The 13,356-nt window shown below is 53.3% G+C and carries 11 protein-coding genes; 7 read left to right on the top strand and 4 right to left on the bottom strand.

Annotated elements, in window-relative coordinates; genetic code table 11:
• Positions 1-31: 31 nt before the first annotated feature.
• Positions 32-2,587: a DNA mismatch repair protein MutS gene (gene mutS, locus OC597_RS11840; RefSeq protein WP_099062790.1), complete on the bottom strand. Its 2,556-nt coding sequence runs from the start codon at positions 2,585-2,587 to the stop codon at positions 32-34.
• Positions 2,588-3,026: 439 nt separating this feature from the next.
• On the opposite strand from mutS, the gene OC597_RS11835 reads away from it, so the two are divergent.
• Together OC597_RS11835 and OC597_RS11830 are read left to right on the top strand one after the other, a co-directional pair.
• A complete protein-coding gene (locus tag OC597_RS11835) occupies positions 3,027-3,800 on the top strand; it encodes a type IV toxin-antitoxin system AbiEi family antitoxin (RefSeq protein ID WP_261257427.1) in 774 nt (257 codons plus the stop codon).
• Positions 3,793-4,710, top strand: coding sequence for a nucleotidyl transferase AbiEii/AbiGii toxin family protein (locus OC597_RS11830; RefSeq protein ID WP_261463152.1), 918 nt, complete (start codon positions 3,793-3,795; stop codon positions 4,708-4,710). Before OC597_RS11835 ends, OC597_RS11830 begins: the two co-directional genes overlap by 8 nt.
• Before the next feature lie 156 nt (positions 4,711-4,866).
• Here OC597_RS11830 and OC597_RS11825 read toward each other — a convergent pair whose 3' ends face one another.
• The 3 genes from OC597_RS11825 to OC597_RS11815 are packed head-to-tail and all read right to left on the bottom strand — an operon-like array spanning position 4,867 to position 7,737.
• The gene (locus tag OC597_RS11825) at positions 4,867-5,877 is read right to left on the bottom strand and encodes an NHL repeat-containing protein (protein WP_262208833.1); all 1,011 of its coding nucleotides are present in this window, start codon (positions 5,875-5,877) and stop codon (positions 4,867-4,869) included.
• A gap of 35 nt (positions 5,878-5,912) precedes the next feature.
• Positions 5,913-6,884, bottom strand: a complete 972-nt coding sequence (locus OC597_RS11820) for an aldo/keto reductase (RefSeq protein WP_262209075.1) — start codon at positions 6,882-6,884, stop codon at positions 5,913-5,915.
• A 49-nt stretch (positions 6,885-6,933) separates the two neighbouring features.
• On the bottom strand, positions 6,934-7,737 hold the full coding sequence (locus OC597_RS11815; RefSeq protein ID WP_262208831.1) for an SDR family NAD(P)-dependent oxidoreductase: 804 nt from the start codon (positions 7,735-7,737) through the stop codon (positions 6,934-6,936).
• A gap of 106 nt (positions 7,738-7,843) precedes the next feature.
• On the opposite strand from OC597_RS11815, the gene OC597_RS11810 reads away from it, so the two are divergent.
• The 5 genes from OC597_RS11810 to chbR all read left to right on the top strand — a co-directional run bounded on the left by OC597_RS11810 (position 7,844) and on the right by chbR (position 13,242).
• Positions 7,844-8,761: a LysR family transcriptional regulator gene (locus OC597_RS11810; RefSeq protein ID WP_262208830.1), complete on the top strand. Its 918-nt coding sequence runs from the start codon at positions 7,844-7,846 to the stop codon at positions 8,759-8,761.
• A 493-nt stretch (positions 8,762-9,254) separates the two neighbouring features.
• Complete coding sequence (locus OC597_RS11805; protein WP_020825274.1) at positions 9,255-9,572, top strand: PTS sugar transporter subunit IIB; 318 nt, start codon at positions 9,255-9,257, stop codon at positions 9,570-9,572.
• Positions 9,573-9,583: 11 nt separating this feature from the next.
• Complete coding sequence (gene chbC / locus OC597_RS11800) at positions 9,584-10,945, top strand: PTS N,N'-diacetylchitobiose transporter subunit IIC (RefSeq protein ID WP_012005283.1); 1,362 nt, start codon at positions 9,584-9,586, stop codon at positions 10,943-10,945.
• A 48-nt stretch (positions 10,946-10,993) separates the two neighbouring features.
• Complete coding sequence (gmuD, locus tag OC597_RS11795; protein WP_262208828.1) at positions 10,994-12,379, top strand: 6-phospho-beta-glucosidase GmuD; 1,386 nt, start codon at positions 10,994-10,996, stop codon at positions 12,377-12,379.
• Positions 12,379-13,242 carry a transcriptional regulator ChbR gene (chbR, locus tag OC597_RS11790; protein ID WP_085120302.1) on the top strand — a complete coding sequence of 288 codons (864 nt, stop codon included), beginning with the start codon at positions 12,379-12,381 and terminating at the stop codon, positions 13,240-13,242. The genes gmuD and chbR overlap by 1 nt, the downstream gene beginning before the upstream one ends.
• The last annotated feature ends 114 nt before the right edge of the window (positions 13,243-13,356 follow it).

Raw genomic sequence — 13,356 nt, 5'->3', positions numbered from 1 at the left:
CCGTTTTTTTATGCCTGCAGCTTGTGCAGGGTCAGACCATATTCTTCAGACGGTAAATCCACTCCAGCGCCTGACGTGGCGACAGTGAATCCGGATCCAATGCTTCGAGTGCTTCAACCGCCGGTGAGGTTTCCTCATTCAGCAGCGTCATCTGGGTGGCATCAACGGTACCGGTAGCGGTATGGCTGGAAATAGCCTCCAGTTCACGCAGTTTCTGACGCGCGCGCTTGATCACCTCACGCGGTACGCCGGCCAGTGCAGCAACCGCCAGACCATAACTCTTGCTGGCCGCGCCGTCCTGCACGCTGTGCATAAAGGCGATAGTGTCGCCGTGTTCCAGCGCATCCAGATGCACGTTGACTACGCCTTCCATTTTTTCCGGCAGGGTGGTGAGCTCAAAGTAATGGGTGGCGAACAGCGTCATGGCTTTAATGCGGCTGGCCAGGTTCTCGGCGCAGGCCCAGGCCAGGGATAAACCGTCATAAGTTGAGGTACCGCGGCCAATCTCATCCATCAGCACCAGGCTGTTTTCGGTGGCGTTATGCAGGATATTAGCGGTTTCGGTCATCTCCACCATAAAGGTAGAACGCCCGGAGGCCAGATCGTCCGCCGCACCCACGCGGGTGAAAATGCGGTCTACCGGGCCGATGACCGCCTTGCTCGCCGGCACATAACTGCCGATATGTGCCATCAGTACGATCAGCGCCGTTTGGCGCATATAGGTACTTTTACCGCCCATATTTGGACCGGTAATGATCAACATCCGACGCTGAGGTGACAGCGACAGCGGGTTGGAAATAAACGGCTCGCTCAGCACCTGCTCGACGACCGGGTGGCGGCCTTCGGTGATGCGCACGCCGGGTTGCTCGCTCATGGTCGGGCAGGCGTAGTTCAGCGTCTCCGCACGTTCAGACAGGTTGGCCAGCACGTCCAGTTCGGCCAGTGCACCGGCGCTTTGTTGCAATTCACCCAGGTGCGGCAGCAACAGGTCGAACAGCTCTTCGTACAGCCCTTTCTCGATCGCCAGCGCTTTCCCTTTCGAGGTCAGCACCTTATCTTCATATTCTTTCAGTTCTGGAATGATGTAGCGTTCGGCATTTTTCAGCGTCTGGCGGCGCACGTAATGGATCGGGACCAGATGGCTTTGTCCGCGGCTGACCTGAATGTAATAACCATGCACGCCATTGAAGCCCACCTTCAGCGTATCCAGCCCCAGCTTTTCACGCTCGCGGATCTCAAGACGGTCGAGATAGTCGGTGGCACCATCGGCCAGCGCGCGCCATTCATCCAGTTCGCTGTTGTAGCCGGGAGCGATCACGCCGCCGTCACGTACCAGTACCGGTGGGGCTTCAACCACTGCGCGTTCCAGCAAATCCTGCAGCTCATCAAACTGACCGACCTGTGACAGCAACTGCTGCACATAGGGGGTTTCTACCCCTTTCAGCAACGCATGGATATCCGGCAATTGTTGGAAAGCATGGCGCATGCGCGCCAAATCGCGTGGACGGGCACTGCGCAACGCCAAACGAGCCAGTATGCGTTCCAGGTCGCCGACCTGGCGCAGCGAAGGCTGCAAATCGGCATACAGATCCTGCAGGGAACCAATTGCCTGCTGGCGGTTATTCAGCACCTTGATGTCACGGGTGGGCATGTGCAGCCAGCGCTTAAGCATGCGGCTGCCCATCGCCGTTACGCTACAGTCGAGGATCGCCGCCAGGGTATTTTCGCTGCCGCCGGACAGGTTCTGGGTCAGCTCAAGGTTACGCCGCGTGGCGGCATCCATGATAATGCCGTCTTGTTGGCGTTCCATGGTGATCCCGCGGATATGCGGTAATGAGGTGCGTTGGGTATCTTTAACGTACTGCAACAGACAGCCGGCAGCGCGCAGCGCCTGATGAGCCTGTTCAACGCCGAAACCGGTGAGATCGCGGGTGCCGAACTGCAGATTAAGCTGCTGGCGTGCCGTTTCAGGTTCAAATTCCCACAGTGGACGACGGCGCAGGCCATGGCGCTGTTCAATCAGCGACATCTGTTCAAAGGTTTCGGGGTACAGCAACTCGGCGGGGTTGGTGCGCTGCAACTCTGCCGCCATGGTTTCGATATCTGCTGGCTCGGCCACGCGGAAACGACCGGAGCTGATGTCCAGCGTGGCGTAGCCGAAGCCGCGCGCGTCCTGCCAGATGGCCGCTAACAGGTTGTCCTGACGTTCTTGCAACAGCGCTTCGTCGGTGATGGTGCCTGGTGTGACGATACGCACCACTTTGCGCTCCACCGGGCCTTTACTGGTGGCCGGATCGCCGATTTGTTCACACAGGGCGACAGATTCACCGAGCTGCACCAGCTTGGCCAGGTAGTTCTCCACCGCGTGGTGGGGGACGCCGGCCATCGGGATAGGTTCCCCCGCTGAGGCACCGCGTTTGGTCAGCGAGATATCCAGCAGTTGGGAAGCGCGTTTAGCGTCGTCATAGAACAGCTCGTAGAAGTCGCCCATGCGGTAGAACAGCAGGATCTCGGGATGCTGAGCCTTGAGGCGCAGGTACTGCTGCATCATCGGCGTATGTGAATCGAGCTTATCGGTACTATTCATAAGATTACTGTTTCCAATCCATTGAATTTAAAGTTGATTGCGATTTTGATTGTCATCATCAGGGTTACGCCGCGGCATAAAAAAACCACTCAATAGGCTGTGGTTAACGGCGTTAAGGATCAATAAGCCCTTAATACTGTCGCTATACTAGCCCAGTGGGCAATCGGCTGTCACAGGTAAAAATGGGAAGCTTTACGCAAAGTCGGTTTGTAAGACGGGGATGAGGTTGCAAGGACCTATACCGATCGGAACCTCGGTTAAAACTCCGCATGAGGAATCCGCAGATCTTCGTTTGGCTATTTAGCGATCTGATGATTACCGCAGACCCAATGCCCGTACATTCATATCCTGTGGTCGTTGTATTAATTATGTCCAACATTGACATGATACTCACTCGGGAGTTTACTATTTTCATTATTGTTAAACTAAAGGTGAATCTATGTCATCAAAGTTAAACTGGCTTTTGCAGAATACGGCACCGGGATCCTTGGTTTTGCAGTCCTGGCTGACGAAAAATGGCATCAGTCCTTCTTTAGCCAATAAGTATATGCACAGCGACTGGTTGCAAAAACTACGTGCTGGAGTATACGTGAGGAGTGGGCGTGAGCCTCAGTGGAGTGATGCAGTTCTATGTCTGCAACATCAACTTGGGGTTTCTGTACATCTGGCAGGGCTTACTAGTCTGACCTATCAAGGACGCTCTCATTATCTTCAGCTAACGCGCCAGGTGATTTGGCTCTGTGTTGAAAATAAAGCTTCGTTGCCAAAGTGGTTCAAAGAATTTCCCAATGTTGAGTGGCTTTTACTTTCAAATCAGAAGCTCAATATACATGATGGAAAATATCTGACCGAGGTAGAAATTAAGGGCGAGCGGTTGAAGGCGAGTGTGCCTGAGTTGGCGGCTTACGAGGTTGTTAACGCGGTTCCAGGTTCGCTTTCATTTGAGCATGCAGCGGAGCTGTTTCAGGGCCTGGTAAATCTGAGTCCACGTAAAGTCGAAGCATTGTTGCAATCCAGTCGAGCAGTGCAAACTAACCGCCTTTATCTGTTTTTGGCCGATCACTATGCTCATGCATGGGTTAAACGAATAGATAAAACCAACATTGATTTAGGGGCAGGAAAGCGACAGATCGTATCGGGTGGCAAGCTGGACCAAAAATATCAGATCACGGTTCCAGAGAGTTTTGTTAACGAAGAGATCTCACATGGATAAGCATTCACCCTATTATCGCCAAGTGGCGTTGCTGCTCAGTACATTACCTGTCGTAGCATCAGAGCGCTGCTTTGCACTAAAGGGTGGGACGGCGATTAACTTGTTTGTTCGCGATTTTCCACGTTTATCAGTTGATATTGATTTGGCTTACATTCCGCTGGAAAACAGAGATGTGGCATTGCCAAATGTTCGGGCGGCCTTGACACGTATCGCTGAAATACTGCAACAACAGGCGGGTATTTCGGCGGTGCTACAAACGAATAACCCTGATGAAATGCGCATTGTTGTTTATTCTCAGCAGGCACAGATTAAGATTGAGGTTTCGCCTGTCGCACGAGGCACACTGTATCCTTCAGAAGAGCGTGATGTTGTTGAAGCGGTCGAAAACGAGTTCGGTTTTGCTACCATTCAGGTTGTCTCACTTGCCGATCTCTATGGTGGCAAGCTTTGCGCTGCGTTGGATAGGCAACATCCTCGCGATTTCTATGACGTCAAAATGCTACTCGAAACACAGGGTATTGATCGCCAAATCTTTAATGGATTTATCACCTATCTGCTGGGACATCCACGTCCATTATCAGAGGTACTGAACCCCCGCTGGAAAAATATCTCTGAACTGTATGCGAATGAATTTAACGGAATGACGTTCGATATGGTTTCTCTGGAAGAACTCAATGCGATACCCGAATTAATGGTGACGGCTCTCAAAGTACAATTCACTCAGCGGGATTGTGATTTTCTGATGTCTTTCAAGCGCGGTGAGCCAGATTGGAGCCTTGCTCCCGAAAACCAGATTCAGTATTTACCCGCGGTGAGGTGGAAGCTCCAAAATATTGGTCGTATGCCAAAAGAGAAACACATTCAGGCGTTGGTGAAGCTTGAGGAGACTCTTGCCGGGTGGATAGGGTAGTTTATCATTTTAACTGTACATTCACTCTGAGTGTCACTGTGCGGTGTTTTATAAACCACATCGTTTTTTACGGTTATGCGAAAATGAAGAAGGCCCAAAAATAGGGCGCTGGACTTGTGGCGTTCATTCTCCAGCAAGCCCAGAACGGTTGAAGTGTCAGTCAACAGCAGATAAAGGCAGTGGAAGTTGGTAAATACGAAAGCTGTCGGGCACTTCTGCTTCGTGGCCGGGCAGCAGGCGGTGGCGAATGCGTGCTTCAGTGACAAAGGCGCAGCCCTGTGGCGTGATGTCCAGATTGACCGGCGACTCCATTCCCTCACGAATAACTTCAATAGAATGCATGCCTGTAACACCGGGATCGGTAATTCGCAGGATCCTGCCCTGACCGCTTTTAATGCCATTTTCGAGCACGATCAGCGAACCGTCTGGTGCCAATCCCATCCCATCCGGGTTTTCGATAGTGCGAGGCAGCAGGATTTCAGCCAGTTGCGGCGTCGCCTCCCCATAGCTCAGGGTATAGAGCTTTCCGCTGCCAAAGTTGGCAACCGCCATTATCCGGTCATTCAGCAGAACAATGCCTGCGGCACCGATACCCTCGGGGCCAGCCAGACGTTTATCGCGGAAGAGGATCTGAAAGTTGTCTTCACCCCGGCGCAGCCTCATGATGCTGCCCGCTTTGGTCTCCGTCAGATAAACCGTGCCGTCTTTGGCGAGAACCAGGTCATTGCCCATTCCCCCCTCTGGTAAGGTCAAACTGCGGTTAATCGTGGCACTGGAGACATTCAGGGCAAAAACGCGATGGGGACGAGTTTTTCCTGTGGGCAGGAAATCCGGAGAGTTTCCCCATAACAGACCATGTTGTTCATCCAGCCGCAGCGTGGTTGAGGCGAAAACGGTATCGGCGCCGGCAAAGAAGGTCTCCCAATCTTCGTTCGGGCGTTTGCGCAGGATGCGGCCACTGGTCACCAGGCCAACATACAGGGTGCCATCGGATGCGCGGGCAATGCCATTAGGGTAGAGCGCGCCTGGCGGTAATGTCAGGGTGGATGAGTTGCAGGCGACGTTTGGCGCAGCGGTGACGGCAGCGGAAACCGCAGGCGTTGTCATGGCGAGCATTAAGGCCACCAGCGCAGCCTGTGCCGGGCGATATTTTATAGCGTATAACATTGAGCCTCTCCTGTGATTGATGATGGGGCGAAGTCCTACCAACGCTGGGGGCGGGTCTGTTCTTTCATCGGTGCTTCAAGTTGTGCGATTTCCTCATGGGACAGCGTGAGAGAGCGCGCCTTGAGCGCATCCTGGAGGTGATGTGACTTGGACATACCGACAATCGGTGCGGCAACCGCCGTTTTGGCCAGCACCCATGCCAGAGAGACCTGGGCCGCCGGAACGCCTCTCTCGGCGGCGATGCTTTCAACGGCTATAATGGATTGTTCGACTTCTTTTCTGCCGCCGTACCAACGGGGTGCTTGTTCGTCGGTTTCGGCGCGTAGCGTCCCGGCTCCTTTTGCCCCTGCCAGTAACCCCCTCGCCAATGGCGACCACGGAGTCAGGCTGACTCCTTCCTCCAGGCAAAGCGGGATGAGATCTTCTTCATCCTCCCGCGTGACCAGATTGTATTGGCTTTGCATGGAAATAAAGGCGGCCAATTTGTTATGGCGTTGAAACGCCAACATTTTCATAAAATGCCAGGCCTGCATCGAGGATGCGCCGAGATAGCGGATCTTGCCGGCCCGCACCAGCGCATCGAGCGTTTCGGCCGTTTCCTCAATCGGGGTTTCCTCATCGAAACGGTGCATGACGAACAGATCGAGATAATCGGTCCCCAGACGTTGCAGCGAGGCCTCAACGCTTTGAATGATATGTTTGCGTGACAGGCCGCGATTGTTGGGTTGTTCGCCCATCGGGAAGAACGCCTTGGTGGCGATCACCATGTCATCGCGGTGGGCAAAATCCTTCAACGCACGCCCGAGAATGCGTTCACTCTCGCCTGAAGAATAGATATTGGCGGTATCGAAAAAGTTAATTCCGGCTTCCAGCGCTTCCCGGATGAAGGGGCGGGCTTGATCCTCTGGCAATACCCAGGGACGCCAACCGGGATCGCCATAGGTCATACAGCCCAGACAAAGCTGGGAGACTTTCAGACCGCTATTTCCAAGGCGCACATAGTTCATCATCTTCCCTCCGGGGACTTGTCGAGCTGGGTGTCGACAGGGTTATCTCTCAGCGCATACCGGCGATGGTGTAGCCGCCGTCCACCAAAATGCTTTGTCCGGTGATAAAGCGGGCGTCATTCGTCGAAAGCCAGACGGCGACATCACAGATATCTTCAGGCTGACCCAGACGTTGGGCGGGTGTATGTGTGATGAAAGGCGTGAAGGCGGATACGTCGGATATGCTGCTGTGGGCCATCGGCGTGTCGATGATGCCGGGATTGATGTTGTTGATACGGATGGCCTGATTGCCATACTCAAGCGCTACCGCACGGATCAGCGAATCAAGTGCTCCCTTGCTGGCGGAATAACTTGATGATCCGGCAAGTGCGCCTTTGGCGAGCCAGGAAGAGGTGTTGACGATCACGCCGCCCGAGTTTTGTGCCAGGAAAGTTTCGACCTGGTATTTAATAGAGAGCCACACGCCCCTGAGGTTGATGGCGATCACCGAGTCGAAATCCGCACTGGTTTGCTGATGAATCGGCACAAAGTTGCCGAGAATACCGGCGTTGTTGAAGGCGATATCCAGTCGTCCGTAGTGCGCGTTGACTCTGGCGAGCAAACGGCGAACATCTTCTTCCTGCGAAACGTCCGCTACCACGGCCAGCACTTCTCCGCCGGCCAGCACAACCTCCTGAGCGGTGGCTTCTATCTCTGCAGCGCGGCGCCCGGCCAGCACGACTTTCGCCCCCTCGCGAGCATAGGCCAGTACGGCGGCGCGCCCGATACCGGTGCCCCCGCCGGTAACCAGAGCGACTTTGCCCTCCAGACGTTTATGGGAGTGAGTTTGTACAGCATCGGCGTAGTGAGTCATGGCATTAATACTCAGTAATTGAACACCTCACCATGCTATGTTGTTGCTAAAAGGATAACTATCCGTTAAAAATTCACTTCACTATTAGATTATTTATATCAATCCAATGAAAAAAACCGACTTGTCAGGGCTGGTGGCTTTCGTCGCCATTGCTCAGGAACGCAGTTTCAGGCGGGCTGCCGCCCGGCTTGGCGTGACGCCGCCAACGCTCAGTCATACTATGCGTGAGCTGGAGGCGCAGGTCGGTATTCGTCTGTTGAATCGGACTACCCGTAATGTAGCGCCGACCGAAGCCGGTGAACATCTGTTGGCGCAGCTGGTACCGGCGTTTACGGATATAGATACCGCACTGGAAAGCCTGAATACCTTCCGCGAACAACCCCAGGGGCTGGTGCGGATCAATGCGCCGCGAACGGCAATAGAACTTGCGCTGGTCCCCCATTTGGGGCGACTGGTCCGTGATTACCCAGGAATTACGCTGGAAATCGTGGCGCAAGAGGGCTTTGCCAATATCGTTGAACAAGGTTTTGATGCCGGCATCAGGCTCGGAAAGGATCTGCACAACGACATGCGGGCGGTGCGCGTTACCCCTGATTTGCGGCTGGCCATTGTGGCAACGCCTGAATACTTCCAACAGTACGGCAAGCCGAATCATCCTGAAGATCTGTTGAGTCATCGCTGTATAGGATGGCGAAAGATTGCCTCAGGAGAGCTCTACAAGTGGACATTCCAAAAAGGGACTCAGGCGCTTTCCGTCTCGGTGAACAGTGCGCTGATACTGGATGACGCGAGACTGATGTTGCAGGCTGCGTTAGCTCACGCAGGCATTGCATTCGCTATCGAGGAAGAAGTGAGTGAACATCTGGCAACCGGGCGGCTGGAGCGAGTGATGGCCGACTGGTGCGCGCCGTTCCCTGGTTTTTATCTTTATTACCCAAACCGCAGAAACCATCCAGTGGCACTGACCACGGTGATCAATGTCATACGTTATCCCAGTCAGGCGAACAATCCCGCGGAGTCATAGCACCGAGTCCAGACCTCATCCGGCAAACGCCGTCCGCTCAAAACCCCTGCCATTTCATCGCTGGTTTTCCTCTGTCGAATCGTCCCGTCTTGTTGAAGTCGGCTAATCAAGGGCGAACGATTTTTTGTTCATCTATCGACCGATGGCTGGCCCCGCGCGTCGAATAATCCATAAATACCCTGCATGTTTATAACTTATTGTTTATAATTGTTTTTTAGTTATTTTTATCGAATTTATTCAGTAATTTAAGGTTATTTGCGACGTCGATCACACTATTTTTTTATGTGAAATGTGAAGAGGGTCAATCAGGCAGGTCAAGCAGAGACGGTTCTCTATGCTGATGGCTTACCGATCCGCTGCCATGCCTCCGTATACTGTCTGCAACCAGGGCAAAGTGACGGAAATTTTCATAAGGAATGTGCGTGAGGCAATGGCTATTGCATCTGGCAAACAAATGACACGGGGCTTTTTTGATTATCTTGAGGGATTGGGTATGGAAAAGAAAAAAATCTATCTGTTTTGTTCTGCCGGTATGTCGACTTCCCTGCTGGTTTCCAAAATGAAAGCGCAAGCCGAGAAGTACGAAGTGCCGGTAATCATTGCCGCTTATCCAGAGGCGCTGGCTGCAGAAAAGGGCGCTGAGGCAGATTTGATCCTGCTGGGACCACAGATTGCCTACACGCTGGCCGAAGTACAGAAGCAGCTGCCCAATAAGCCCGTCGAAGTGATCGACTCCGCTTTATACGGCAAGCTCGATGGCCTTGGGGTATTGAAGGCCGCAGTCGCCACTATAAAAAAAGCTAACCAATAAAGGGGTCTGCCGTGAATACGTTAATTGCCTCGTTGGAAAAGGTCATACTGCCTTTTGCTGTGAAAATTGGTAAACAGCCCCATGTTAATGCCATCAAAAACGGGTTCATTCGATTAATGCCGCTGACGTTGACCGGGGCGATGTTCGTGCTGATCAACAACGTGTTCCTCAGCTTCGGTGAAGGCTCGTTCTTCTTTTCAATGGGGGTGCGGCTGGATGCGTCCACCATTGAGACGCTGAATGGCCTGAAGGCCATCGGTGGCAGCGTTTATAACGGCACCCTGGGGATTATGTCCCTGATGACGCCCTTCTTTATCAGTATGGCGTTAGCGGAAGAGCGCAAGGTCGACCCACTGGCCGCGGCTCTGCTGGCGGTTGCCGCCTTTATGACGGTGACTCCGTTCAGCGTCGGTGAGGCCTATGCCGTAGGCGCTAACTGGCTGGGCGGTGCCAACATCATTTCAGGCATGGTGATCGGTCTGGTGGTGGCGGAGATGTTTACCTTTGTGGTGCGCCGCAACTGGGTGATCAGCCTGCCGGACAGTGTACCTTCTTCAGTGTCACGTTCGTTCTCGGCCCTGATCCCCGGCTTCCTGATCCTGTCGATCATGGGCGTACTGGCCTATTGCCTGACGCTGTGGGGAACCAACTTCCACCAAATCATTATGGACAGCATCTCGGCACCGCTGGCGAAAATGGGCAGCGTAGTGGGCTGGGTGTATGTGATGTTCTCCTCACTGCTGTGGTTCTTTGGGGTGCATGGTTCGATGGCACTGGCCGCGCTGGACAGCGGCATCATGACGCCATTCGCGCTGGAGAACGTAGAGCTGTACAACAAGTATGGTTCTGTCGAAGCCGCGGTGGCTGCCGGTAAAGAGTTCCACATGTGGGCGAAGCCGTTCGTTGACTCCTACATCTATCTGGGTGGGACGGGATCGACGCTGGGGCTGATTATTGCCATCTTTATCGCTTCACGCCGCGAAGATTATCGTCAGGTTGCCAAGCTGGCGACGCCATCGGGCATCTTCCAGATCAACGAACCTATTCTGTTCGGTCTGCCGGTGATTATGAACCCGGTGATGTTTATTCCCTTTATCCTGGTTCAGCCGGTGCTGACGATCATCACCACGGTGGCTTATTACACCGGGCTGATCCCGCCAATCACCAATATTGCGCCGTGGACCATGCCGGTGGGGCTGGGGGCGTTCTTCAACACTAACGGCAGTATCGTCGCCATGTTGTTGAGCTTCTTCAACCTGGGCGTCGCGACCTTGATTTACCTGCCGTTTGTGATGATCTCCAACAAGGCGCAGAGCCAGATTGATCAGGCAACGGAAAGCGAAGAAGACATCGCCAAAGCGTTGAAATTCTAACTGCAGTCTGGGGCAGCGCTTGCTGCCCCGGTTTTAGGGAGCCTTCGGATGAAATATCAATTTGCTGACGATTTTTGGTGGGGAAGCGCCACCTCTGCGCCGCAGTCGGAAGGGGCAGCAGCCCGGGATGGCAAAAGCCAGAACATCTTCGATTACTGGTATGAGATTGCGCCAGAACGCTTTCATCATCAGGTTGGCCCGTCCGAGACCTCCACCTTTTATGATCATTTCCAGCAAGATATCCAGCTGTTAAAGACCCTTGGCCATAATAGCTTCAGAACTTCCATCTCCTGGTCGCGGTTGATCCCGCAAGGTGATGGCGAAGTGAACCCGAAAGCGGTCGCTTTCTATAATGCGATGATCGACAGCCTGCTAGCCCAGGGCATCACGCCATTTATCAACCTTTACCATTTCGATATGCCGCTGCGCATGCAGCAACAGGGCGGCTGGGAAAGCCGGGCGGTGGTGGAAGCCTACGCCAGCTATGCCAAAACCTGTTTCAGCCTGTTCGGCGACAGAGTCAGCCATTGGTTCACCTTTAATGAGCCGATTGTCCCGGTCGAAGCCGGGTATCTGAATGACCTGCATTATCCTTGCGTGGTTGATTTCAAAAGGGCGATCGCGGTGGCTTACCACAGCGTTTTGGCCCATGCCAAAGCGGTGAACGAATTCAGAACGCTGGGGAATCAGGGCCGCATAGGGATTATCCTGAACCTGAGCCCGACTTATCCGCGTTCGGACAGCCAGGAAGACGGCATTGCCGCCCACTATGCGGATCTGCTGTTGAATAAAAGCTTCCTCGATCCGGTGACCAAAGGCCGCTATCCGGAAGATCTGGTGAATTTACTGCGGGCCAATGATTTGTTGCCGCAGACAGCACCGGAAGACGCGCAGCTGATTGCCGATGGGGTGGTGGATATTCTGGGCGTCAATTACTATCAACCGCGCAGAGTTAAAGCCAGGTCCGGCTATCAGGCCAGTGACCCGGTGACGATGCCGGAAGATTTATTCAGCTTTTACGAGATGCCGGGCCGCAAGATTAACCCGCACCGCGGCTGGGAAATCTATGAAAAAGGTCTGTATGACATCCTGATGGACCTGAAGGAAAACTACGGCAATATTCCCTGCTATATTTCAGAAAACGGCATGGGTGTAGAGGGTGAAGAGGCCTTTATTGGTGCCAGTGGGCGGGTAGAGGATGATTATCGTATCGACTTCATTCGCGATCACCTGAAGTGGCTGCACCAGGCGTTGTCCGAGGGGGCTAACTGTAAAGGCTACCATCTATGGACCTTCATTGACTGCTGGTCCTGGCTTAATGCTTACAAGAATCGCTATGGGTTGGTTCGGCTGGAGCGTGAAAGCCAACGGCGCACGATCAAAAAGAGCGGCTATTGGTTTGCCGAGACGGCCAGACAAAACGGCTTTGACTAATGGGAGCGCGCGCGGTGTCTGAGAACCTGGTTTCGCTGAATGCGAACGACGTTAAGCTGATTCGAGAGCAGGATTTTTTTAACTGCAAAGATTTCCATCTGTTTATCTATAACAAGGTGGAGAGCGCCACCGGGCTGCATCAGCATGACTATTACGAATTCACCATCGTCCTGAGCGGCAAATGCTATCAGGAGATTAACGGCAAGCGGGTGCTGCTGGAGCGGGGGGACTTTGTGTTTATCCCCATTGGCTCGCGTCACCAAAGCTTCTATGAATTCGGCGCCGCGAAAATCTTTAACGTGGCGGTCGGCAAGGTTTTCTTTGAAGAAAACTATTTGCAGCAGCTGCCCCGTTGTTTTGTCGCCTCTCAGGCCTATAGCCTGAAGAATGAGTTCCTGGCTTATATCGAGTCGGTGGTCAGTTCGCCGCAGTTCCGTGAGGATGATTTTGCCGAGTTTCTGGAAACGCTGACCTTTTATATCATCAGCCGCATTCGTCATTATAAGGAAGAAAGTGGCGAGGGGGATGACATTCCTCAGTGGCTGAAGAACACCCTGGCGGGGATGCATGATAAGGCGATGTTTGGTGAAAAGGCATTGCTTAATATGGTTGAACTGTCGGGGAAAACGCAGGAGTACCTGACCCGGGCAATGCGGCGTTATTACCATAAAACCCCGATGCAGGTGATCAATGAAATCCGCATCAACTTCGCCAAAACCCAGCTTGAAGTCACCAACTATTCGGTTTCGGATATCGCCTTTGACTCGGGCTATGGTGACGTGAGCCTGTTTATTAAAAACTTTAAAAGACTCACTGAAGTGACGCCGGGTAATTACCGAAAAAAGTTCTACGGCCCTATTTAGGGCCGCTCCCGATAAGCATTAACGCCGATATTCCGAATGCCTTTCAGGCCACCAATAGCCTGATGCGATAAATTTCTTTGCTTAAGCGAAGGGGAATTGCCGTACCTGACGGAC

Origin of the sequence: Serratia proteamaculans, from assembly GCF_946227095.1 — a bacterium.
In the GTDB taxonomy this organism is placed as follows: domain Bacteria; phylum Pseudomonadota; class Gammaproteobacteria; order Enterobacterales; family Enterobacteriaceae; genus Serratia; species Serratia proteamaculans_E.
The sequence above is the reverse complement of the archived record's forward strand: the minus strand, read 5'-3'. Positions and strand labels throughout refer to the sequence as shown.